General features: G+C 73.5%; 21 protein-coding genes and 1 riboswitch. Of the genes, 16 read left to right on the forward strand and 5 right to left on the reverse strand.

What is annotated here, in order from left to right:
- The first annotated feature begins 4 nt into the window (after window positions 1-4).
- The 10 genes from VKK44_RS11380 (at window position 5) to VKK44_RS11425 (ending at window position 9,338) form a co-directional block, all read left to right on the forward strand.
- Entirely contained in the window at window positions 5-982 is a 978-nt protein-coding gene (locus tag VKK44_RS11380) for a zinc-dependent alcohol dehydrogenase (protein ID WP_343446877.1), read from the forward strand.
- Window positions 983-984: 2 nt separating this feature from the next.
- Entirely contained in the window at window positions 985-1,383 is a 399-nt protein-coding gene (locus VKK44_RS11385; protein ID WP_343446878.1) for a 6-pyruvoyl trahydropterin synthase family protein, read from the forward strand.
- Between the two features lie 4 nt (window positions 1,384-1,387).
- Entirely contained in the window at window positions 1,388-2,425 is a 1,038-nt protein-coding gene (locus VKK44_RS11390) for a glycosyltransferase family 4 protein (protein ID WP_343446879.1), read from the forward strand.
- Window positions 2,422-3,231 (forward strand): SAM-dependent methyltransferase, encoded by an 810-nt coding sequence (locus VKK44_RS11395; protein WP_343446880.1) that lies wholly within the window; start codon window positions 2,422-2,424, stop codon window positions 3,229-3,231. Before VKK44_RS11390 ends, VKK44_RS11395 begins: the two co-directional genes overlap by 4 nt.
- 105 nt (window positions 3,232-3,336) lie before the next feature.
- Window positions 3,337-4,257 (forward strand): lysylphosphatidylglycerol synthase domain-containing protein, encoded by a 921-nt coding sequence (locus tag VKK44_RS11400; protein WP_343447746.1) that lies wholly within the window; start codon window positions 3,337-3,339, stop codon window positions 4,255-4,257.
- Between the two features lie 65 nt (window positions 4,258-4,322).
- Window positions 4,323-4,952, forward strand: coding sequence for a GTP cyclohydrolase II (locus VKK44_RS11405; protein WP_343446882.1), 630 nt, complete (start codon window positions 4,323-4,325; stop codon window positions 4,950-4,952).
- The gene (locus VKK44_RS11410) at window positions 4,949-5,638 is read left to right on the forward strand and encodes a RibD family protein (RefSeq protein WP_343446883.1); all 690 of its coding nucleotides are present in this window, start codon (window positions 4,949-4,951) and stop codon (window positions 5,636-5,638) included. Before VKK44_RS11405 ends, VKK44_RS11410 begins: the two co-directional genes overlap by 4 nt.
- A 93-nt stretch (window positions 5,639-5,731) precedes the next feature.
- Window positions 5,732-7,411, forward strand: coding sequence for an extracellular solute-binding protein (locus tag VKK44_RS11415; protein ID WP_343446884.1), 1,680 nt, complete (start codon window positions 5,732-5,734; stop codon window positions 7,409-7,411).
- Window positions 7,408-8,421, forward strand: coding sequence for an ABC transporter permease (locus VKK44_RS11420; RefSeq protein WP_343446885.1), 1,014 nt, complete (start codon window positions 7,408-7,410; stop codon window positions 8,419-8,421). The genes VKK44_RS11415 and VKK44_RS11420 overlap by 4 nt, the downstream gene beginning before the upstream one ends.
- On the forward strand, window positions 8,418-9,338 hold the full coding sequence (locus tag VKK44_RS11425; RefSeq protein ID WP_343446886.1) for a carbohydrate ABC transporter permease: 921 nt from the start codon (window positions 8,418-8,420) through the stop codon (window positions 9,336-9,338). Before VKK44_RS11420 ends, VKK44_RS11425 begins: the two co-directional genes overlap by 4 nt.
- Here the strand turns inward: VKK44_RS11425 and VKK44_RS11430 are convergent, their stop codons facing one another.
- Genes VKK44_RS11430 through VKK44_RS11440 form a run of 3 tightly spaced genes read right to left on the reverse strand, consistent with a single transcriptional unit; the run spans window position 9,339 to window position 11,754 of the window.
- Window positions 9,339-10,082, reverse strand: a complete 744-nt coding sequence (locus VKK44_RS11430) for an amino acid ABC transporter ATP-binding protein (protein WP_343446887.1) — start codon at window positions 10,080-10,082, stop codon at window positions 9,339-9,341.
- A complete protein-coding gene (locus tag VKK44_RS11435; protein ID WP_343446888.1) occupies window positions 10,079-10,858 on the reverse strand; it encodes an amino acid ABC transporter permease in 780 nt (259 codons plus the stop codon). Before VKK44_RS11435 ends, VKK44_RS11430 begins: the two co-directional genes overlap by 4 nt.
- Window positions 10,859-10,896: 38 nt before the next feature.
- A complete protein-coding gene (locus VKK44_RS11440) occupies window positions 10,897-11,754 on the reverse strand; it encodes an ABC transporter substrate-binding protein (protein ID WP_343446889.1) in 858 nt (285 codons plus the stop codon).
- A gap of 244 nt (window positions 11,755-11,998) precedes the next feature.
- Window positions 11,999-12,109: riboswitch (SAM riboswitch) on the reverse strand.
- Between the two features lie 107 nt (window positions 12,110-12,216).
- Here VKK44_RS11440 and VKK44_RS11445 point away from each other — a divergent pair.
- Genes VKK44_RS11445 through VKK44_RS11465 form a run of 5 tightly spaced genes read left to right on the forward strand, consistent with a single transcriptional unit; the run spans window position 12,217 to window position 16,029 of the window.
- Window positions 12,217-12,657, forward strand: a complete 441-nt coding sequence (locus tag VKK44_RS11445) for an EVE domain-containing protein (protein WP_343446890.1) — start codon at window positions 12,217-12,219, stop codon at window positions 12,655-12,657.
- Window positions 12,658-12,697: 40 nt separating this feature from the next.
- On the forward strand, window positions 12,698-13,270 hold the full coding sequence (locus tag VKK44_RS11450) for a PadR family transcriptional regulator (protein WP_343446892.1): 573 nt from the start codon (window positions 12,698-12,700) through the stop codon (window positions 13,268-13,270).
- Window positions 13,267-14,988, forward strand: a complete 1,722-nt coding sequence (locus tag VKK44_RS11455; RefSeq protein WP_343446893.1) for an acyl-CoA dehydrogenase family protein — start codon at window positions 13,267-13,269, stop codon at window positions 14,986-14,988. The genes VKK44_RS11450 and VKK44_RS11455 overlap by 4 nt, the downstream gene beginning before the upstream one ends.
- A gap of 50 nt (window positions 14,989-15,038) precedes the next feature.
- Window positions 15,039-15,581, forward strand: a complete 543-nt coding sequence (locus tag VKK44_RS11460) for a GNAT family N-acetyltransferase (protein ID WP_343446894.1) — start codon at window positions 15,039-15,041, stop codon at window positions 15,579-15,581.
- Window positions 15,582-15,618: 37 nt separating this feature from the next.
- Window positions 15,619-16,029 carry a type II toxin-antitoxin system Phd/YefM family antitoxin gene (locus VKK44_RS11465; protein ID WP_343446895.1) on the forward strand — a complete coding sequence of 137 codons (411 nt, stop codon included), beginning with the start codon at window positions 15,619-15,621 and terminating at the stop codon, window positions 16,027-16,029.
- A gap of 309 nt (window positions 16,030-16,338) precedes the next feature.
- Here the strand turns inward: VKK44_RS11465 and VKK44_RS11470 are convergent, their stop codons facing one another.
- Window positions 16,339-17,763, reverse strand: a complete 1,425-nt coding sequence (locus VKK44_RS11470) for a vanadium-dependent haloperoxidase (protein WP_343446896.1) — start codon at window positions 17,761-17,763, stop codon at window positions 16,339-16,341.
- A 394-nt stretch (window positions 17,764-18,157) separates the two neighbouring features.
- On the reverse strand, window positions 18,158-19,792 hold the full coding sequence (pgi, locus tag VKK44_RS11475) for a glucose-6-phosphate isomerase (protein ID WP_343446897.1): 1,635 nt from the start codon (window positions 19,790-19,792) through the stop codon (window positions 18,158-18,160).
- A 241-nt stretch (window positions 19,793-20,033) separates the two neighbouring features.
- On the opposite strand from pgi, the gene VKK44_RS11480 reads away from it, so the two are divergent.
- Window positions 20,034-21,974: an ABC transporter ATP-binding protein gene (locus tag VKK44_RS11480; RefSeq protein WP_343446898.1), complete on the forward strand. Its 1,941-nt coding sequence runs from the start codon at window positions 20,034-20,036 to the stop codon at window positions 21,972-21,974.
- The last annotated feature ends 2 nt before the right edge of the window (window positions 21,975-21,976 follow it).

A 21,976-nucleotide genomic window follows, 5' to 3' on the forward strand; every position in this document is an offset into this window, starting at 1 on the left:
ATCCATGACCGTCGACGCCCACGCGTTCTGGCTCCGCGCGCCCGGTGAGGGCGAGATCCGGCCGGTCCGCCTCGACCCGCCCGGCGCCGGTGAGGTGCTGGTCCGCACCCGGTTCACCGGCGTCAGCCGGGGCACCGAGACGCTCGTCTTCACCGGCCGGGTCCCCACCGACCAGCACGCCGCCATGCGCGCGCCGTTCCAGGACGGCGACTTCCCGGCGCCGGTCAAGTACGGCTACCTGAACGTCGGCACGGTCGAGGCCGGCCCGGCGGAGCTGCGCGGGCGGACCGTGTTCTGCCTGTACCCGCACCAGACCGCGTACGTGGTCCCGGCCGGGTCGGTGGTGGTCGTGCCGGACGGCGTGCCGGCGGCCCGTGCGGTGCTGGCCGGCACCGTGGAGACCGCGGTGAACGCGCTCTGGGACGCCGCGCCGCTGGTCGGCGACCGGGTCACCGTGATCGGCGGGGGAATGGTCGGGTGCAGCGTGACCGCGCTGCTGGCCCGCTTTCCCGGCGTCCGGGTCGAGCTGGTCGACGCCGACCCGGGAAAGGCCCGGGTCGCCGAGGCGCTCGGTGTCGACTTCGCCTCGCCCGCCGACGCGACCGGCGAGCGTGACCTGGTGGTGCACGCCAGCGCCAGCGCCGACGGGCTGCAACGCGGCCTGGAGCTGCTCCGCCCGGAGGGCACCGTGCTGGAGCTGAGCTGGTACGGCGACCGCCCGGTCACCCTCGCCCTCGGCGGCGCGTTCCACTCCCGACGGCTCGGCATCCGCAGCAGTCAGGTCGGCACCGTCTCGCCCCGGCGTGCCGACCGCAGCTACGCCGACCGGCTCGCCGTCGCCCTGGACCTGCTGACCGACCCGGCCTTCGACGCGCTGCTCACCGGCCGGTCCCGGTTCACCGACCTGCCCGACGTGCTGGACCGGCTCGCCTCGGGTGAGCTGCCGGCGCTCTGTCATCTCATCACCTACGGCGAGGAGTGAACGTGTTCAGCGTGACCGTCCGGGACCACATGATGGTCGCCCACAGCTTCCGCGGCGACGTGTTCGGCCCGGCCCAGCGGCTGCACGGCGCGACCTTCGTCGTCGACGCCACGTTCCGCCGGCCGGAGCTCGACGCCGACGGGATCGTGGTCGACATCGGCCTGGCCACCGAGCAGCTCAGGGCCGTGCTCGGCGAGCTGACCTACCGCAACCTGGACGACGAGCCGGCCTTCGCCGGGGTGAACACCACCACCGAGGTGCTCGCCCGCACCGTCGCCGACCGGCTCGCCGACGCGGTGCACGCCGGCCGGCTGGGGGAGGGGGCCCGGGAACTGGCCGGGATCACCGTGACGCTGCACGAGTCGCACGTCGCCTGGGCGAGCTACGAGCGGTCGCTGTGACCGGATGACCGCCGTTCACGTGGTGCTGCCGGGCGACATCGACGATCCGGCGAACCCCAGCGGCGGCAACGCCTACGACCGGCACGCCTGCCGGGGGCTGGCGGCGCTCGGCTGGACCGTGCGTGAGCACCCGGTGCCGGGCCGTTGGCCGCACCCGGGGGACCGGGAGCGGTCCGCGCTGGCCGGGCTGCTCGCCGGGCTGCCCGGCGGCGCGACAGTGCTGCTCGACGGCCTGGTCGCCTCGACCGTGCCGGACGTGCTCGCCCCGCACGCCGCGCGCCTGCGTCTGGTGGTGCTGGTGCACCTGCCGATCGAGGACGAGGCCGAGCGGCGGGCCCTCGACGCGGCGACCGCGGTGGTCGCCACCAGCGAGTGGACCCGCCGGCGGCTGCTCGACCGGTACCCGCTCGACCCCGGTCGGGTGACGGTCGCGCCGCCCGGCGTCGACCCGGCGCCGGTCGCCCCCGGCACGCCCGGCGGTGGCCGGTTGCTCTGCGTCGCGGCGGTCACCCCGGTCAAGGGCCACGACGTGCTGGCCGCCGCGCTCGCCGGGGTCGCCGGGCTGGACTGGACCTGCGACTGGATCGGCCCGCTCGACCGGGACCCGGCGTTCGTGGCCCGGCTGCGCCGGCAGCTCACCGGGGCCGGGCTGGCCGACCGGGTCCGCCTGCTCGGCCCGCGCGCCACGACGGAGCTGGCCGGCGCGTACGCCGCCGCCGATCTGCTGGTCCAGCCCTCCCGGCGGGAGACGTACGGCATGGTGGTGACCGAGGCGCTGGCCCGGGGCGTACCGGTGCTGGCCAGCGACACCGGCGGCCTGCCGGCCACGCTCGGGTACGCCCCCGGCGGCGACCGGCCCGGCCTGCTGGTGCCACCGGAGGACCCGGGTCCGACCGCCGACGCGCTGCGCCGCTGGCTCACCGACCCCGGCCTGCGGGACCGGCTGCGCCACGCCGCCCGGCAGCGGCGGGACACCCTCACCGGCTGGCCGGTCACCGTGGACCGGCTGGCGACGGCGCTGAAGGAGGCGACCGCGGCATGACCACCTCACTCCCGCCCGACTTCGCGGACTGGCTGCGACTGCGCGAGCCCGCCGACGCGGTCGCCCGCTCGGTCGAGCTGGCCGACGCGGCCCGCGACCGGCTGCCCGCCGGACGTCCGCTGGTCGTGCACGACCTGGGCAGCGGCACCGGCTCGATGGCCCGCTGGCTCGCCCCCCGGCTGCCCGGCCCGCAGCACTGGGTGCTGCACGAACGTGACGCGCACCTGCTGGCGCTGGCCACCGGCGGCGGGCTCACCGCCGCCGACGGCGCAGCGGTCACGGTGACCACCCGTGGCTCGGACATCACCCGGCTGACCCGCGCCGACCTGGCCGACGCCCACCTGGTCACCGCGTCGGCGCTGCTGGACATGCTCACCGCCGAGGAGATCGACCGGATGGCGGACGCCTGCGCCGGTCGGCCGACGCTGTTCGCGCTCACCGTGTCCGGCCGCGCGGAGTTCACCCCGGCGGATCCGCTCGACGCCGAGCTGGCCGACGCGTTCAACGCCCACCAGCGACGGACCGTCGACGGGCGGGCCCTGCTCGGGCCGGACGCGGTGGACGCCACCGTGGCCGCGTTCGAACGGCGCGGCGTCGAGGTGACGGTGCGGTCCACCCCGTGGCGGCTCGGGCCGGAGCAGGCCGCGCTGACCGCCGAGTGGCTGACCGGTTGGGTGGACGCGGCCGTCGAGGAACGCCCGCATCTGATCGGCCCCGCGCGGACGTATACCGAGTGGCGGCTCGCCGAGGCCGCCGCCGGCCGGGTCGAGGTGGCGCTGCACCACGCCGACCTGCTCGCCGGCTGAACCGAACGGCCCGCCGACACGTGACATCCGGTGGGAACGAGGGAGGACCGTTTGTCACATGTCGCCGTCGCCGCGCCCGTACCGGTCCGGCCGCGCCCGGCCCGGGTGCGCTGGGCCTGGACCCGCCGGGCCTGGTTGCGGCCGGCCGCCGGGCTGGCCGTGCTCGCCGCGCTGGTCGCCTTCGTGGGCACCGGCCCGTTCCTGGCCGGGCTGCGGCTGATCGACGCGCCGGCGCTCGCCGCCGCGCTCGGCATCGGCGTGGTCACCACCGTGAGCGGCGCCTGGCGCTGGTCGCTGGTGGCCGGCGGGCTGGGCGTACGGCTGCCGATGCGCGCCGCGGTGGCGCACTGCTACCGGGCGATCTTCCTCAACTCCACCCTGCCCGGCGGCGTGCTCGGCGACGTGCACCGGGCGGTCCGGCACGGCCGGGACGCCGGGGACGTGGCCCGGGGGGTCCGCGCGGTGGTCTGGGAGCGCGCCGCCGGCCAGGTGGTGCAGGTGGTCATCGCGGTGGGGGTGCTGGCCGCGTTCCCGTCCCCGGTCCGCCGGTACCTGCCGGCGCTGGCCGCCGTCGGGGTGGTGACCGCGGTGGCGCTGGTGCTGGCGGCCCGCGCGGTGCCCCGCTCGGGGGCGTCCCGCGTCGCCCGGGCGGCGCGTACCGCGCTGGCCGACGTGCGCTCCGGGCTGCTGGCGCCGCGGACCTGGGCCGGTGTGGTGATCGCCTCGACCGTGGTGTTCGCCGGCCACCTGGCCACGTTCGTGGTGGCGGCCCGCACCGCGGGGGCCGACGCGCCGCTGTCCCGCCTGCTGCCGCTGACCCTGCTCGCGTTGCTGGCCATGGCCCTGCCGCTCAACGTGGGCGGTTTCGGTCCGCGTGAGGGCGTCGCCGCCTGGGCGTTCGCGGCGGCCGGCCTGACCGCCGCGCAGGGCGTGGCCACCGGCACCGTCTACGGCGCGCTGGTGCTGGTGGCCAGCCTCCCCGGTGCCGTGGTGCTGCTACTGCGCCCGACCGGCAACTGTCGGTGATCCCGCCTACGGTGAGGTGCGAGGTTGCGTCGTCGGTCAGCCCGGCGACCGGACGGAGGAGAACCATGGACGAAACCCTGCCCAGCGCGACGGTCCGGACCCGGGTCACGGTCCCGCTTCGGTTCCCCGACGGATACGCCACCACCGCCCTGGTGCACACGTTCCACGGCCTGGTGGACGGCCGGGAGCACCTGGCGTTCGGGCTCGGCGGGTACGCCGAGGCCGACCCGCCGCTGGTCCGCCCGCACAGCGAGTGCCTGACCGGTGACGTGTTCGGCAGCCAGCGCTGCGACTGCGGCCCGCAGTTGCGCGAGGCGGTCGAGCGCATCGCCGAGGCCGGTGGCTACCTGCTCTACCTGCGTCAGGAGGGGCGGGGCATCGGCCTGTACGCCAAGCTCGACGCGTACGCCCTCCAGGACGACGGCCTGGACACGTACGAGGCGAACCTGGCGCTCGGTCGCGGCGCCGACGAGCGGGACTACACGGTGGCCGCGCAGATGCTCGCCGCGCTGGGCGTGGACCGGGTGGCCCTGCTGAGCAACAACCCGGACAAGGCGGCACAGCTCGACGGGCTGGGCGTCGCGGTGGCCGACCGGGTGGTCACCGGCGTGCACCTGTCCCCGGCGAACGCCGACTACCTGGCGGCCAAGGTCACCCGCGCCGACCACGCCCTCGACCTGCCGTTCGTGCCGTGACCACCCGCCCGTTCGTGCTGCTGAGCTGCGCGATGTCGATCGACGGCTACATCGACGACGCGACCACGGAGCGGTTGCTGCTCTCCAACGACGACGACCTGGACCGGGTCGACGCGACGCGGGCCGGGTGCGACGCGATCATGGTGGGCGCGGCCACGGTCCGCCGGGACGATCCCCGGTTGCTGGTGCGCAGCGATCGGCGGCGTGCCGAGCGGGTGGCGCGGGGCCTGCCCCCGTCCCCGGTGAAGGTGACGGTCACCGGCAGCGGCGACCTCGACCCGGTGGCCCGCTTCTTCACCGTCGGCGACGGCGTCAAGCTGGTCTACTGTCCGAGCGGGGTGGTGGACAAGGCCCGGGAGCAGGTCGGCGCGGTGGCCACTGTGGTCGACGCCGGTGAGCCGGTCACCCCGGAGGCGGTCGTCGCCGACCTGGCCGGGCGCGGGGTCGGCCGGTTGATGGTGGAGGGCGGCGGCACGATGCACCGCCAGTTCCTCACCGCCGGTCTCGCCGACGAACTGCACCTGGTGGTCGCGCCGTTCTTCGTGGGGGACGGCCGGGCGCCCCGGTTCGTCGGGGAGGGCCGCTTCCCCTGGCATCCGGGCCGCCGGGCCCGGGTGATCGAGGTACGCCAGATCGGCGACGTGGTGCTCACCCGTTACGCGCTCTCCGACCGCTGCCAGGCCTGACCACCGCCGCTCCGGTTCGCTCTTGTGCAAGCTCACGGTCGAGATTAGTTTGTTGCTCATCCATACGAATCCATCCCTCCCGAAGGGGTATCGATGAGCGTGCACCACACCGATCCGGGCGCCTCCCGCCGCCGCTTCCTCGGCCTGGTCGGCCTCGGCGTGGCCGCCACCGCCGGCGGCCCGCTGCTCGCCGGATGCTCCGAGAAGCCCGCCGGCTCCGGCGCCGCACAGCAGCTCGACGCCGTCTCCGGCCTGCTGCCGACGCGAAAGGACCCGCCCGGCGCCATCAAGCCCGACATCGTCGGCACCCGCCCGGTGCCCGACGGATACACCAGCTACCCGGCGACCCTGGTCGACGCCATCACCGACAGGCCCGGCACCAGCGGCAAGCAGATCACCGCGATGACGCCCGCCTGGGGCCCGGCGCCGCCCGGCATCGCGCAGAGCGCCTACCTCCAGGCCGTCAACGCCGAGCTGGGCACGCCGGTCAACTTCACCATCCAGGACGGCGCCACCTACGCCGACAAGCTCAACGCCATGCTCAGCGCCCGCGACGTGCCGGAGCTGCTCTGCGTGCCGAGCTGGGAGGTGGAGAAGATCCCGCGCTTCGCCGAGGCGATCAAGGCGCTCTTCGAGGACCTCACCGACCACCTCCGGGGCGACGCCGCGAACGCGTACCCGATGCTGGCCAGCTTCCCGACCGGGGCCTGGCGCCAGGCGGTGTGGAACGAGCGGCTGATGTCCGTGCCCAATCCCACGGACGGGCCGTTCCCCTGGGCGCTGTTCGCCCGCAAGGACCTGCTCGACGCGCGCGGCCTGGGGGTGCCGACCAACCTCGAGGAGCTGCTGACCGCGGCCAGGCAGGTCACCGACCCGGCTCGCAAGGTGTGGGCCTTCGACGACGTCTTCGCCATGATCCAGATGTTCCACCGGGTGCCCGGCGCCAACCAGGGGTGGCGGCTGCGCTCCGACGGGACGCCGGAGTTCAAGTACGAGACGCCGGAGTTCCGCCAGGCGCTCGAGGTGATGGCCAAGATCTACAAGGACGGCCTGGTCCACCCGGACATCGTGGCCAGCCGCGGCGCGGACGCCAAGCAGTTGTTCGCCAAGAACGGCGCCATCGTGTTCAAGCAGGACGGCATCGGCTTCTGGCAGGGCGCCCAGGCCGAGCACCAGAAGACCAACCCGAAGTTGAACATCCAGCCGGTGCCGATCTTCTCCGCCACCGGCGGCGACCCGCTGGTCTGGGGCGAGGACAAGCCCATCTCGTTCACCTTCGTCAGGAAGGGCCTCGGCAAGGAGCGGGTCCAGGAGCTGCTGCGCGTCATCAACTGGTGCTCCGCGCCGCTGGGCAGCCAGGAGGCCCAGCTCCGGGACTTCGGCGTCGAGGGCAAGCACCACACCAAGTCGCCGAACGGGCCGGTCAAGACCGACCTGGCGTTCAAGGAGATCGCCAACCAGTACTTCTTCATCAGCGGTCGCAACCCCACCATCGGGCCGTACCCGGACACCCCCCGCTACGTGCCGGACGTGCTGAACTACTCCAACCAGATGGTCAAGTTCCTGGAGCGCAACCCCTGGGCCGGGGTCAAGCTGGAGATGCCGGCCGCCTACAAGGCCAACCAGGTGCCGACGGAGGACAAGTTCACCGACGTGCTGCGCGGTCGACGCCCGCTCGGCGACGTGGACGCCATCGTCGCGGAGTGGAAGACCAACGGCGGCGAGGAAGCCCGCAAGCTGCTCGCCGACTCGCTGCCCAAGGCGGCCAAGTGAGCGAGCCGGCCGTCGCGGTCGGGCCCGAGCGGGCCCGACCCGACGACCCGGTCGCACCGGCCCGCACGCCCCGCCGTCGCCGGGTGCCGCTGGGCAGCCGGCTGCGCCGCGACTGGCAGTTGCTGGCCATGGTGGCGCCCGGCTTCCTGGTGTTGCTGATCTTCAGCTACCTGCCGATCGCCGGCAACGTCATCGCGTTCCAGGACTACAACCCGTACCTGGGCGACAATCCGTGGCAGGCGTTCACGCACAGCAACTGGATCGGCTTCGGCCAGTTCCAGCTCCTCTTCGACGACCCGGCGTTCTGGGACGCGTTCCGCAACACGCTCGCCATCACCGGGTTCCAGCTCGTGTTCTTCTTCCCGCTGCCGATCCTGCTCGCGGTGATGCTGCACAACCTGCTCTCCAGCCGGCTGCGCGGCCTCGTCCAGACCATCGTCTACCTGCCGCACTTCTTCAGCTGGGTGCTGGTGATCAGCTTCTTCGTCGCCATGCTCGGCGGCGCGGGGCTGCTGGCCCAGACCATGCGCGACGCCGGTGTGCAGCCGTGGAACGTGATGACCAACCCGGACACGTTCATCGTCCTGGTCACCGCCGAGGCGGTCTGGAAGGACGTGGGCTGGGGCACCATCGTGTTCCTCGCCGCGCTGTCCACCATCGACCAGAGCCTCTACGAGGCCGCCGCCGCGGACGGCGCCGGCCGGTGGCGACGGCTCTGGCACATCACGCTGCCCGGCCTGCGTCCGGTGATCGTGCTGCTGCTGATCCTGCGCCTCGGTGACGCGCTCTCGGTCGGCTTCGAACAGTTCCTGCTGCAACGCGACGCGGTCGGCCGGCAGGCCGCCGAGGTGCTCGACACCTTCGTCTACCACTTCTCCATCGCCACCGGGAACTACGGCTACGGCGCGGCGGCCGGCCTGTTCAAGGCCGTCGTCGGCCTGGTGCTGATCCTGGCCGCGAACCGGGTGGCGCACCTGCTCGGCGAACGAGGGATCTACTCGAAGTCATGACCGTGATCATCCGACGGCCGCCGCGCGCGCGGCCCCACCGCCCGGTGTGGGAGGAACGCCCCACCCGCGTCGGCCAGGCGCTCAAGGCCACCCTGCTCACCCTGCTGGTGCTCGGCGTCCTCTTCCCGCTCTGGGTGGTCCTGGTGACCAGCCTCTCGTCGCGCCGGACGATCGCCGACGCGGGCGGCCTGGTGGTGGTGCCGAAGGGCATCGACACCTCGGCCTACGCCACCATCTTCGCCGGCGGCGCGGTCACCCGGGCACTGTGGATCAGCACGCTGGTCACCGTCTGCGGCACCGCGATCGCGCTGACCGTCACCGTGCTGGCCGCGTACGGGTTGTCCCGGCCGGGCACGCTGGGGCACCGCTGGCTGCTGGCGTACTTCCTGATCCCGTTCCTGGTCTACCCGCCGCTCGTGCCGCGCTACCTGGTGGTCACCGGGCTCGGGCTCAAGGACACCATCTGGGCGCTGGTGCTGCCGTCCGCGATCAGCGTGTTCAACCTGGTGGTGGTGCGCGGCTTCTTCCAGGGCATCCCGCAGGAGCTGCTGGACAGCGCGCGCATCGACGGGGCCAGTGACTTCCGGACGCTGGGCCGCATCGTGCTGCCGCTGTCCCGCGCGGTCGTCGCCGTGGTCGGGCTCTTCTACGCGGTCGGCTACTGGAACGTCTGGTTCGACGCGCTGCTGTTCATCGACCGCAACGACATGTACCCGATCCAGCGGGTGTTGCAGAGCTACCTGCTGGCCGGGCAGGCGCCGCACACCTCCGGCGCGGCCAGCGGGGTGACCATGCCGCCGACCGAGGCGATCAAGATGGCGGTGGTGGTGCTGACCGTCGCGCCGATCGTCGCGGTCTACCCGTTCATCCAGCGGCACTTCATCAAGGGGGTGCTGATCGGCGCCGTCAAGGGCTGATCAGAGCACCTGGGACAGGAACCGCCGCAGCCGGGGATGCTCAGGCGCCTCGAACACGGCGGCCGGCGGCCCGGCCTCCAGCACCACACCGGCGTCCATGAACGCGACCGTGTCGGCGACGGTGCGGGCGAAGCCCATCTCGTGCGTGACCACCACCATGGTCATGCCGGCGGCGGCGAGATCCGCCATCACCGCGAGCACGCCCTTGACCAGCTCCGGGTCCAGCGCCGAGGTGGCCTCGTCGAAGAGCATCACCTGCGGGCGCAGCGCGAGCGCGCGGGCGATGGCCACGCGCTGCTGCTGACCGCCGGAGAGTTGCGCCGGCCGGGCGTCGGCCTTCGCGGCGAGCCCGACCAGGTCGAGCTGGGCCCGGGCCACCGCCACCGCCTCGTCCTGGTCGAGTTTCTTCAGCTTCCGCAGCGCGAGCGTGACGTTGCGCAGCACGCTCAGGTGGGGGAAGAGGTTGAACTGCTGGAACACCATGCCGATCCGCTGCCGCAGCGCGTCCGGGTCGTCGCGCAGCACGCTGCGCCCGTCCAGCAGCACGTCGCCCCGGTCCGGCTCGATCAGCCGGTTGACGGCGCGCAGCAGGGTGGACTTCCCGGAGCCGGACGGTCCGATCACGCACGCCGTGCCGCCCCGGGCCACGTCCAGGTCCGCCCCGCGCAGCACCCGGTGCGCGCCGAACGCCAGGTGCACGTCGCGGACGGCGAGGCTGACCGAGGTGACGGTGTCCGTGCTCATCGCGGGTCCCTTCCGTTCGGGGTGACGCCGGCCGGCGTCAGGTCGGTGTCGGGCTCGGGTGGCGGGGCGGCCGGGCGGCCCTGGCGCAGCCGCCGGTCCAGCCAGTTGACGGCGTGTGTCAGCGGCACGGTCAGCAGCAGGTAGAACAGGCCGGCCAGCAGCAGCGCGGACTGGTTGCCGGTGTTCGCCGCGTAGTCCTGGCCGATCCGGAACAGCTCCCGCTGGCTGGCCAGCAGGCCGAGGAAGTAGACCAGGCTGGAATCCTTGATCAACGCGATGAGCTGGTTGACCCAGGCGGGCAGGACCCGGCGTACGCCCTGCGGAATGATCACCAGCCGCATCGACTCGGCCCAGGAGAAGCCGAGCGCCCGGGCGCCCTCCAACTGGGCGGCCTCCACGCTCAGGATGCCGGCCCGGAAGATCTCGCCGAGATAGGCGGCGGCGATCAGCGACAGCGCCAGCACGCCGAGCGGGTAGGGGTTGGGCCCCCAGACCTCCATGCCCAGCGGCGCCAGACCGACGCCGATGAGCAGGATCGTGGCCGCGGCCGGCAGGCCGCGGAACACGTCGGTGTAGACCCGGGCCGGCCACCGCAACCAGCGGGTACGCGAGATGCCGGCGACCGCCAGCAGCATGCCCAGCACCGAGCCGAGCAGGGCGGCGGAGACCGCCAGGATCAGCGTGTTGGGCAGCCCGACGGTCAGCATCTCGGGCAGCGCCTCGCGCATCGAGTCCCCGTCGAAGAACGTCTCCCAGAGGGTGCGCAGTGGATCCATCGTTCCTCCGTCCGCCCCGCTCGAATCCGGCTGTCCGCTCAGGAGGCGGCCGACGGCGAGGGCGCCGCCACCGAGCCGCTGCCGGGCGTGAAGTCGGCCGGGATCGGCCGGCCCGGGTAGTACTGCTCCTGGAGGCGGCTCCAGGTGCCGTCCGCGATCACCTCGTCGAGGCCCTTGTTCAGCGCCTCCCGCAGCCTGTCGTTGCCCTTCGCCACCGCGTACGCGGTCGGGGCCGGGCTGAGCTGCTTGGCGGCGACCCTGATCCGGCCGTTGCTGTCGGCGGCGGACTTGTCACCGATCTCGGCCGGGGCGATCCAGGCGTCGGCGGTGCCGGCCTTGAGCTGGTTGACCGCACCGTTGTAGTCGGGCACGCGCACCGGGTCGAGGTTCTGCCTCGTGGCGAAGTCGTCCTGCACGGTGCCCTGGACCACCACCACGCGCTTGCCGGCGAGCTGGTCGAAGCCGGTGATCGCGGAGCCGGCCGGCACGTCCAGGCCGAAGTAGCCGAAGTCGTAGCCGTTGCCGAAGTCGACGGTCTTCTTCCGCGCCTCGGTGACCGTGATCGAGGAGCTGCCCACGTCGAACTTGCGGTTGTTCACCTGGGAGAGCAGGGCGGAGAAGTCGGTGCCGACGAACTCCACCGTCAGGCCGACCTTGCCGGCGACGGCGCGCAGCAGGTCGTTGTCGAAGCCGGTGAACTCGCCGTCCTTGAGGTAGACGTTCGGCGGGGCGTCGGTGAGCGTGCCGGCCCGGATCACACCGGGCTGGAGCAGGCCGTACGGGTTGTGGGTCCGGTCGGCGGCGTCACCGCCGCCGCAGGCGGTCAGCGCGGTGGCGGCGAGCGCGGCGGCGGCGCCGAGCGCGGCGACGCGGGTCAGGGCGGTACGGATACGCACGATCTCTCTCCAGTGTGGATGGACACGCGGGACGCGTGCCGGTGCCGGCGCCGCCGGGCACGGCGGAGCCGGAAGGGGTGGATCGGGGAAGGGTGGAGCGCTCGTTCAGCGCGCGTCGCGACAGCGGTCGCTGCACACCCGCATCAGGTCGACGTGGCGGCGCGTGACCAGCATGAGGCGGGTCGGAACGAGGGGCGGTGCGAACATCGGGTCTCCCTGGCCGGTTGGTGCTGACCTGGGTGCCAGGCCACGCTTGCGCCGGCTGTCGCCGGCGCCTGGTCCTCACCCGGAGCACCCCACCGTGGCGGAGGGTTGCCGGCCAGCGAGCCGGGGCTTGACGCTGGCGCTCATGACCTGCCGAAAGGCTAGCAGCACCGGTGCGCCGGTCGTCCAGCCGTTATGACCACCCTCACGGCCGTGCCTTACCGGGCGGCTCCGGCCGCCGGGACGCAGAATGGCCGGATGACCTCCCCGCGGGTGACCCTCGACGATCTCGGCGCCTGGCTGATCAAGGGCAACGCGGAGAAGGTGGACCTGGCCGCCCGGTTCGCCGCCGATCCGCGGGTGACCGGCTGGTGCGTGCGTCCCGGCTACCGGGTCCGGCTGATGCGCGCCGGCCAGCCGGTGGTGTTCTGGGCCAGCGGCAGTCGGGGCCGGGCGCCGTACGGCGTGTGGGGCGTGGGCCGGGTGGCCGGCGTGCCGCGTCCGGGGGAGCCGGGCGGGCCGTGGACGCTGCCGCTGGACCTGACCGTCCTCGACGAGCCGTTCCGGGTGCGCCGTGCCGTGCTGCGGGCCGACCTCCGGCTGGCCGGCGCGGAGGTCTTCCGGCAGCCGCAGGCGTCGAACCCCTCCTACCTGACCGTGGCGCAGTTCGCCGCCGTGCGGGAGTACCTGCCCGGCTAGGGTCTTGCTATGCAACAAAGTGCATAGCAAGATGGCCGGCATGTCGCTGGAGCACGCCATCCTCGTCTCGCTGCTGGAGCAACCCGCCTCCGGCTACGAGCTGGCACGTCGCTTCGACCGCTCGATCGGCCGCTTCTGGACCGCCACCCACCAGCAGATCTACCGTGTGCTCAAGCAGATGGCCGGGGACGACCGGATCACCGGCGTCGAGGTCGGCCAGGAGGGCCTGCCGGACAAGACGGTCTGGTCGGTCACCCCGGCCGGCCGGGCCGCGCTCGTCGGCTGGCTGCACGCCCCGGTGCGCCCGGAGGCGGTCCGGCACGAACTGGCCGTCAAGATCCGCGGCGCCGCGTTCGACGACGCCGCCGGCCGCGCCACCCTGGTCGCCGAGGTCGAGCGCTACCGCGCCGACCACGAGGGCGTCCTCGCCGGCTACCTGGCCGGCGAACGCCGCGACTTCCCGGACGCCGTCGCACCCGACGCCCGCGCGGCGCTCCAGCACGTGGTGCTGCGCGGCGGCATCGCGTACGAGCGGATGGTGCTGACCTGGCTGGACGACGTCCTGGCCACCCTCCGCGCCCTCGACCCCGACCCGGAAAGGCCCGCCACGTGAGCGACCCGCTGCTGTTCCACCCGCACCGCTACGACCCCGCCGACCTGGACGACACGTCACGCCGGCTGCTGCGGGCCACGATCGACTGGTTCGAGACGCGGGGCAAGCGCGCGCTCGTCGAGAGCTACCACGCCCGCGAGTGGTACGCCGACTTCCTCGACTTCGCCGCCCGGGAAGGGCTCTTCGCCACGTTCCTCACCCCGTCCGCCGACGGCGGCGGCGACGCCGACAAGCGCTGGGACACCGCCCGCAACGCGGCGCTCAGCGAGATCCTCGGCTTCTACGGGCTCGGCTACTGGTACACCTGGCAGGTCACCGTGCTCGGCCTCGGGCCGGTGTGGCAGAGCGGCAACGCCGCCGCCCGGGCCCGCGCCGCCGAGCTGCTCGACCAGGGCCACGTGATGGCGTTCGGCCTCTCCGAACGGCCGCACGGCGCCGACATCTACGCCACCGACATGCTGCTCACCCCCGACGACGCGGGCGGCTTCCGGGCCACCGGCGGCAAGTACTACATCGGCAACGGCAACGTCGCCGGCCTGGTCTCGGTCTTCGGCCGGCGCGCCGACGTCGAAGGCCCCGAGGGGTACGTGTTCTTCGCCGCCGACAGCCGGCACCCGGCGTACCGGCTGGTCCGCAACGTGGTCGCCGCCCAGATGTACGTCTCCGAGTTCCGGCTGGAGGACTACCCGGTGCGCGCCGAGGACGTGCTGCACACCGGCCCGGCCGCGTTCGACGCCGCGCTCAACACGGTCAACGTCGGTAAGTTCAACCTCTGCACCGCGTCCGTCGGCATCTGCGAGCACGCCATGTACGAGGCGGTCACCCACGCCCACGGCCGGGTGCTCTACGGCCGGCGGGTCACCGACTTCCCGCACGTGCGCCGCGAGCTGACCGACGCGTACGCCCGGCTGGTCGCGATGAAGCTGTTCAGCGACCGGGCGGTCGACTACTTCCGCTCGGCCGGCCCGGACGACCGGCGGTACCTGCTGTTCAACCCGATGACCAAGATGAAGGTCACCACCGAGGGCGAGAAGGTGATCGACCTGCTCTGGGACGTCATCGCCGCCAAGGGTTTCGAGGCCGACACCTACTTCGACAAGGCCGCCAAGGACATCCGTGGCCTGCCGAAGCTGGAGGGCACCGTGCACGTCAACCTGGCGCTGATCCTCAAGTTCATGCCGAACTATCTGTTCCGGCCGCAGCCCCACCCGGCGGTGCCGACCCGGCGCGACGCGACCGACGACGCGTTCCTGTTCCGGCAGGGCCCGGCCCGTGGCCTCGGCGCGATCCGCTTCCACGACTGGCGCGCCGCGTACGACGCGCACGCCCACCTGCCCACCGTGGCCCGGTTCCGGGAGCAGGCCGACGGCCTGGTCGCGCTGCTCGCCGCACACGCGCCGGACGAGACGCAGCAGCGCGACCTGGACTTCCTGCTCACCATCGGCCAGCTCTTCGCGCTCGTGGTCTACGGGCAGCTCGTCCTGGAACAGGCGGAGCTGACCGGCCTCGATCCGGACCTGCTCGGCGAGATCTTCGACGTGCTGGTCCGGGACTTCTCCGGCTACGCCACCGAGCTGCACGGCAAGCCGGCCACCACCGACGAGCAGGCCGCCTGGGCGCTCGCCCACGTCCGCCGCCCGGTGGTCGACGCCGACCGCACGGCCCGGGTGTGGCAGCGGGTGGCCGACCTGGCCGGCGCGTACGAGATGCGGCCCTGAGCGGCGAAACCGGCGGGCGGGCCGCCCGCCCGACCGGGTAGGTTGCACGGATGTTCGCGCTTGCCCTGACCGACGACGCCGAGCTGCGACCGTTGCAGCCCTGGCACGCCGACGAGTTCCTCGCCAACCTCGACCGCTGCCGGGAGCACATCGCACCCTGGGTCGGCGCGTCCTTCGTGGCCACCGACGCCGAGTCGGCCCGTCGGGTCCTCCAGGCGTACGCCGACCGGTGGGCCCGCGACGACGGCGGGATCTGGGGCATCTGGCAGCGCGGCACGCTCGTCGGCGGCGTGCTGCTGGTGTCGCTGAGCGCCGCCCGTGGGGTGTGCGAGGCCGGCTGCTGGCTGGAGGCGGAGGCCCAGGGCCAGGGCCTGGTCACCCGGGCCGCCCGGGTGGTCATCGACTGGGCGGTCCGGGAGCGCGGCATCCACCGCGTCGAGTGGGTGACCCGGGCCGGCAACGAGCGCAGCGTCGCGGTGGCCCGCCGGCTCGGCATGCGACGTGACGGTGTGCTCCGGGGCGCCGCGCCGGTGCCGGAGGGCCGCGCCGACATGGAGGTCTGGTCGGTGCTGGCGCCGGAGTGGACCGCCTGAGCGGGTTCTTGTCGTACCCGGACGTCAACATGTGTCCATGGCTGTCCCCGCACTGGCCGACCGGTCCCCCCAGCCGCGCGCCCTGCCGCTGCGCGAGGTCCGCACCCGGCTCACCCAACTCGTCTCCCTCGCCGAGCTGACCGACACCGTCACCGTCGTCACCCGTGACGGCGACCCCCGCCCGATCGCCGCGATCGTGCCCGCCCCGGCCGCCCGCACCGGGGCCCAGGCCCGGGCCGACGCGGAGCGGGTCGCCGCGATCAGCGCCGGCTGGGCCCGCCGCCTGGAGGAGCTGCACCGGCAGTCCAGCCGGCGGCACGCCGCCGAGCTGCGCGCCCTCACCGACGCGCTCGCCGAGGCGTGGGCCGAGCTGGATCGGCGCGCGCCGGCCGGCGACGCGGCGCTCACCCGTCTCAGGGCCGCCCACGCCGACCTGCTGCGCCCCTGACCGGCCGGCTCGACCGACGCCCGCGGCCCGGGCGCCACGCGCGCCGTCGCCCGGATCGTCCGCACCACACGTCCGCCCCGGGAACGCCGGTCCGCCCGGGAACGCCGCCCCGGGAACGCCGGTCCGCCCGGGAGCGCGGCGTCCGACCTCGGCGGCGCCGCCGTGCCGCGCGCACCCCCCGTGGCGCGCGGCACGACGGCTGTCCGAACGGCGGCTCGATGGCCGCCGCGGTCCAGGTCCATCCGGCCGGTCCATGTCCGACGGCCCGGTCCGGGTTTCCCCGGTGTGGTTCGGGGCTGCCGGGCCGGGTCAGGGCGCGACCGGGCCGGCGGCGGCGCCGGCGCGCAGCCCGTGCGCGGCGAGGTCGTCGGCCACCTCCAGGCCGAGGCGCACCCCGCCGACGTTCTGCCCGAGGTCGACCCGGCCGTCGTCGTCCAGCGCGAACGCGTCGAACGACCAGTGCACGCCCAGGTACACCCGGCTCAGGCCGTTCTCCTCGATCATCTGCCACAACCCGTCCGGGAAGCGGCGGGCCCAACGCGGCCGGACGGCACCGGTGTTGTCCACGTTGACGCCGTTCAGCTCGTCCGAGACGAACTCCAGCCCGTCGGCGAGGTCGTCCGCGCCGCGCCCGCCCCGCCCGTAGAACCGGCGCACCGTCTGCAACGCCGCCGCGCCGAACGTGGCGTGGCCGGAGGGGTACGCCGGGAAGTTCGGCGTCCGGTTCTTCTCCCCGACGCTGTTGGTGTTCGGCGCGCCCAGCGGCAACCAGCCGATGTCCCCGGCCGGGTCGAGTGCGGCGTCACCGGTGGCGGTCGGCCCCAGCGAACTGTCGTGCTCCCGGATGCCGAGCACCGGACGCCACAGGTCGTGGCGGTACTTCTCCGTCCAGCAGAGGATGCCGGCGTCGGCCATCGCGGCGTTGACGAGCGCGAAGAGCCGCGCGTTGCGGGCCGTGTCGTTGCCCTGGGCCCGGGCGACGGCGCGGACGATCTGGTTGTAGAACCGGGGCGGGGTGCCGATGCCACGGGCGCCGTCGTAGGCCCAGAACAGCCCGACGGCGGTCTCGGCGGCGGTGCGGCGCGGCAGCCGGTCCGGCAGCGTGCCGGTCAGGTGCGGCGCGATGCCCTTGCCGCGTACCTGGCGCAGCGCCCGCTCGTACGCCCGGTCACCCGGGCGTGGCGGTGCGTCGAGCTGGTGGCGGGTGGTCACCGCGAAGCAGTGTGACCGCGCGCCGTAGAAGGGCGCGTGATAGCCCTGCCCCGGGTTGTCCGGGTCGACGCGGTGGTGCTGACGCGCCAGCGACGGCACGTAGCCGTCCTCGCCGAGACCGGGGTCGGCGGCCCGCAGCCGCAGCACCTCCTCGGCGACCCGCCGGCCGTAGGCGTGCCCGGCCGCGTCGTGCTTGCCGGCGACCAGGCCCGCGGCGAGGTGCCGAGACTCGAAGAACGCCCGCTGCGCCGGGTGGAGGGCGGCCAGCGTGGTCCGGGCCGCCGCCGCGACGGCGCTGTCCGGGTCGGCGTCGGCCGGTGGCTCCGGCAGCCGGTCGCCCAGCCACGGCTCGTACGCCCCGGTGAGACCGACGTACGCGTCGTGCATGGCCAGGTGGACGACGGCCAGCGCGCGGGCGCTGCCCACCGGCCCCTGCGACTGCGCCTCGGTGGCGTCGCCCGTGGTGTGGGTGACCCGGTTCGCCTCCAGGGCCACCTCGTTCCAGTACAGGATCTGATCCACGATTTCCCCCGTCGTGATCCGTTGTCGAATGGCGGCGGCAATGCCGTTCCGCAACGGATCACGGGTGCGGGAGAAATGGGCGCGCGTCAGCACGTCCGGAATGCCGTCCGGACCGGTGACGTGCGGAAAGCTGTTCCCCGTCGAGCCCCCGTTGCGAACCGGCGTCCACTGCTCGGGTGGTCCGCCGCGCCGTCGTCGAAACTGCGAATCGACGTCGGCTCGTCCATGGTTGCGGCGGCCGGCACGAGGGGTCAAGGCGAGACGAGGCAAAATGTGGCCACTGTCGGGGAGTAAGCAGTCGAGCAATTCGGTGCAACCGAATGGCGGGTGCGCGTAGCCGCAGGTCACGACGACGCCCGGGCGGTCGGGGCCACCCGGGCGTCGTCGGTGGAGGTCAGCTCCGGCCGCGCTCGGCGCGGTAGCGGCGGATCAGCTCCGCGGTGGAGGTGTCCACCTCGGCCAGGTCCGGGTCCGCCCCGGTGAGCTTCGGCGCGAGCTGGTTGGCCATCACCTTGCCCAACTCCACGCCCCACTGGTCGAAGGCGTTGATGTCCCAGACCGCGGCCTCGGTGAAGACGATGTGCTCGTAGAGCGCGATGAGCTGGCCCAGTGTCGCCGGGGTGAGCTTCGGGGCCAGGATCGAGGTGGTCGGGTGGTTGCCCGCCATCACCCGGTGCGGCACCACCTCGGCCGCGGTGCCCTCGGCCTCCACCTGCTCGCGGGTCCGTCCGAAGGCCAGCGCGGCGGTCTGGGCGAAGAAGTTCGACATGAACAGGTCGTGCATGTCGCCGAGGTCGTGGTTGGGTCGGCTGAACGCGATGAAGTCCGCCGGGATCAGCCGGGTGCCCTGGTGGATGAGCTGGTAGAAGGCGTGTTGACCGTTGGTGCCGGGCTCGCCCCAGAAGATCTCCCCGGTCGGGTACGTGGCCGGCGAGCCGTCGACGCGTACCGACTTGCCGTTGCTCTCCATGGTGAGCTGCTGGAGGTAGGCCGGGAACCGGTGCAGGTACTGCGCGTACGGCAGCACGGCGTGGGTCTCCGCGCCGAGGAAGTCCGTGTACCAGACGTTGAGCAACCCGAGCAGCGCCGGCACGTTGCGCTCGACCGGGGTGGAGCGGAAGTGCTCGTCGACGGCGTGGTAGCCGGCCAGCATCTCGCGGAACCGGTCCGGGCCGATCGCCAGCATCACCGACAGCCCGACCGCCGACGGCAGCGAGTACCGGCCACCCACCCAGTCCCAGAAGCCGAACATGTTCTCCGGGTCGATGCCGAAGTCGCGGACCCGCTGCTCGTTGGTGCTGACCGCGACGAAGTGCCGGGCGACGGCGTCGTCGTCGGCGTCCAGGCCGGCGAGCAGCCAGCGTCGTGCCTGGTCGGCGTTGGCCAGCGTCTCCTGGGTGGAGAACGTCTTCGAGACCACCACGAACAACGTGCGGGCCGGGTCCAGGTCGGCGGTCTTGTCGTGGATGTCGGTCGGGTCGATGTTGGACACGAACCGGCAGCTGATCCCCGCGTCCCGGTACGCCTTCAACGCCTCGTACGCCATCACCGGGCCGAGGTCGGAACCGCCGATGCCGATGTTGACCACGGTGGTGATCCGCTCGCCGGTGTGGCCGCGCCACCCGCCGGAGCGCACCCGGTCGGCGAACGCCGACATCCGGTCCAGCACGGCGTGCACGTCGGCGACGACGTCCTGGCCGTCCACGCGCAGCGTGGCGTCCCGGGGCAGGCGCAGCGCGGTGTGCAGCACGGCCCGGTCCTCGGTGACGTTGATGTGTCGGCCGGCGAACATGGCCGTGATCCGGTCGGCGAGGCCGACCCGCTCGGCGAGCGCGGTGAGCAACGCGACCGTCTCGTCGGTGACCAGGTTCTTGCTGTAGTCCACGTACAGGTCGGCGACCTCGCCGGTGAGCCGCTCGCCCCGCTGCCCGTCGGCGGCGAAGAGGTCGCGCAGGTGGGTGGCGCGCATCGCCTCGGCGTGCTTGCGCAGCGCCTGCCATTCGTCGGTGGTGGTGACGTCCACAGCCATCGGGTCGATCTTCTCCTTCACGACGGGCGGTCGGCGGGCCTTCGCCGGCGACCCCACCAGCCTGCCATCCGGGGCCGGTTACCGCGACGCGACCCGACATCGCCCACCTGGTGGGCGCGTCCCACGCCGCGTCGAGCCCGACACGAGCCTGGAACGTCCGTTCGACACGCCGGTCACCGGCTGACACCTGTCGATTGCCGAAAGTAATATCCTGCTGCCCGGTCCCCGTGTGGGAGGTGCCATGCCAGGAGTGGTCCACCCTCGTCCCCCGTCCGACCCGGACGAGCCGGCCGGTGAGTCGGCGCTGCCGGAGCTGGTCGATCCGCACTGGATGCACCGGGCCACCGAGCTGGCCCACACCGGCTTCTGGTCGGTGGCCCGTCGGCTGCCCGCGCTGGTCCGCGAGGCGGTCGGTCTGGCCTGGGCGACCAGCCGCCGGGACACCGCGGCGTCGCTCGGCCTCAACGTGGCCGCCGGGGTGCTCACCACGCTCGGCCTGCTCGCCACCACGGGGGTGCTCCAGCAGCTTTTCGCGGCCGGTCCGACGCCGGCCCGGATCCGGGCGGCGCTGCCCGCCCTGGTGCTGGCCGCGGCGGCCGTCACCACGCGGGGCGCGCTGACCGTCGCGGCCGGATGGGCGCAGGCCCGGCTCATCCCGCAGATCAACTACGCGGTGGAGCGGCGGCTGTTCGAGACCACCTCCGCGGTCGAGCTGGCCGCTTTCGACGACGCCGGGTTCGCCGAGGAGATGGACCGCGCCCGCGACCGCGGGCTGGCCGAGGCCGGGTCCCTGGTCGACGACACGGTCAACCTGGTCACCGGCGTGGTGGGGGTGGTGGCCACCGCCGTCGCGGTGGCCGTCATCCACCCGTCGCTGCTGCCCTGCCTGCTCGTCGCCGCCGCGCCGGAGGCGGTGACGGCGGTGCGGATGGCCCGCCGGCAGCACGTCGACTGGCTCGCCCGGATCACCCGGCGCCGCCGCAAGTGGATGCTCGCCGACCTGATGGCCAACCGGCACACGGCGGCCGAGATCCGCGCCTACCAGATGCGCGACTTCCTGCTCTCGGAGTACCGCCTGATGACGCGTCTGGAGACCCGGGCCGAGCTGCGTCTGGCCCGGGCTCAGACGATCACCCGGGGCGTCGGCCTGTCCGCCACCGGAATCGCCACGTTCGGGCTCTACCTCGTGCTGGGCGCGTTGCTCATGGGGGGCGTGGTGGCGCTCGCGGCGGCGGCCACCGCGCTGCTCGCCCTCCAGTCCGCGCGTGGCAGCCTGCGCACCGCGATCTTCGCCACCAACTCGCTCTACGAGGACGCCCTCTACTACCAGGACTACCGGGACTTCCTCGACCGGGCCGACCGGCGGGTCCCGGCCGGTGGCGAGCGGCCGGTCGACGGGTTCGACCGCATGGAGCTCGACCGGGTCAGCCTGCGGTACCCGGACACCGAGGGCGTCGCCGTCGACGAGGTCAGCCTCACGGTCCGGCGCGGCGAGGTGGTCGCGCTGGTGGGGGAGAACGGCTCCGGCAAGACCACGCTGGCCAAGCTGATCGCCGGCCTCTACCGGCCCACCGACGGCACCATCCGCTGGGACGGGGTGGACATCGCCGAGCTGGACCCGCGCCAGGTCGCCGCCCAGGTCGCGGTGATGAGCCAGGACTGGTGGAAGTTCCCGTTCACCGCTCGGCAGAACATCCGGGTCGGTCGCCACGACCGGGGCGGGCGGCCCGGTCCCACCGTGGAGGCCGCCGCCCGGGACGCCGCCGCGCACGACATGATCAGCGAGCTGCCGTTCGGGTACGACACGCTGCTGGACCGGCAGTTCAAGGACGGTCAGGACCTGTCGGGCGGGCAGTGGCAGCGGCTGGTGGCCGCCCGCAGCCTCTACCGCGACGCCCGGCTGCTGATCTGCGACGAGCCCTCCGCCGCGCTGGACGCGCGCGCCGAGCACGCCCTCTTCGCGCACCTGCGGCGGCACCCGGAACGGGCCGTCGTGCTGATCACCCACCGGCTGGCCAACGTGCGGCACGCCGATCGGATCTTCGTGCTGGATCACGGTCGCCTCGTCCAGCAGGGCGACCACGGCACGCTGATGGCCTCCGACGGCCCCTACCGGCAGCTGTTCGAGCTACAGGCGGCCGGTTACCTGGCCGGCACCGTCGAGCCGGCCGTCGAGCGTTGACC

Origin of the sequence: Micromonospora sp. DSM 45708 (genome assembly GCF_039566955.1) — a bacterium.
Lineage (GTDB): Bacteria > Actinomycetota > Actinomycetes > Mycobacteriales > Micromonosporaceae > Micromonospora.

What these genes read in the sequence shown, in the direction of transcription:
- VKK44_RS11380 (WP_343446877.1), top strand. Translation starts at nt 5, where the DNA reads ATGACCGTCGACGCCCACGCGTTCTGGCTCCGCGCGCCCGGTGAGGGC.
- VKK44_RS11390 (WP_343446879.1), top strand. Translation starts at nt 1,388, where the DNA reads ATGACCGCCGTTCACGTGGTGCTGCCGGGCGACATCGACGATCCGGCG.
- VKK44_RS11395 (WP_343446880.1), top strand. Translation starts at nt 2,422, where the DNA reads ATGACCACCTCACTCCCGCCCGACTTCGCGGACTGGCTGCGACTGCGC.
- VKK44_RS11405 (WP_343446882.1), top strand. Translation starts at nt 4,323, where the DNA reads ATGGACGAAACCCTGCCCAGCGCGACGGTCCGGACCCGGGTCACGGTC.
- VKK44_RS11415 (WP_343446884.1), top strand. Translation starts at nt 5,732, where the DNA reads ATGAGCGTGCACCACACCGATCCGGGCGCCTCCCGCCGCCGCTTCCTC.
- VKK44_RS11425 (WP_343446886.1), top strand. Translation starts at nt 8,418, where the DNA reads ATGACCGTGATCATCCGACGGCCGCCGCGCGCGCGGCCCCACCGCCCG.
- VKK44_RS11430 (WP_343446887.1), bottom strand. Translation starts at nt 10,082, where the DNA reads ATGAGCACGGACACCGTCACCTCGGTCAGCCTCGCCGTCCGCGACGTG.
- VKK44_RS11435 (WP_343446888.1), bottom strand. Translation starts at nt 10,858, where the DNA reads ATGGATCCACTGCGCACCCTCTGGGAGACGTTCTTCGACGGGGACTCG.
- VKK44_RS11445 (WP_343446890.1), top strand. Translation starts at nt 12,217, where the DNA reads ATGACCTCCCCGCGGGTGACCCTCGACGATCTCGGCGCCTGGCTGATC.
- VKK44_RS11450 (WP_343446892.1), top strand. Translation starts at nt 12,698, where the DNA reads ATGTCGCTGGAGCACGCCATCCTCGTCTCGCTGCTGGAGCAACCCGCC.
- VKK44_RS11460 (WP_343446894.1), top strand. Translation starts at nt 15,039, where the DNA reads ATGTTCGCGCTTGCCCTGACCGACGACGCCGAGCTGCGACCGTTGCAG.
- VKK44_RS11465 (WP_343446895.1), top strand. Translation starts at nt 15,619, where the DNA reads ATGGCTGTCCCCGCACTGGCCGACCGGTCCCCCCAGCCGCGCGCCCTG.
- pgi (WP_343446897.1), bottom strand. Translation starts at nt 19,792, where the DNA reads ATGGCTGTGGACGTCACCACCACCGACGAATGGCAGGCGCTGCGCAAG.
- VKK44_RS11480 (WP_343446898.1), top strand. Translation starts at nt 20,034, where the DNA reads ATGCCAGGAGTGGTCCACCCTCGTCCCCCGTCCGACCCGGACGAGCCG.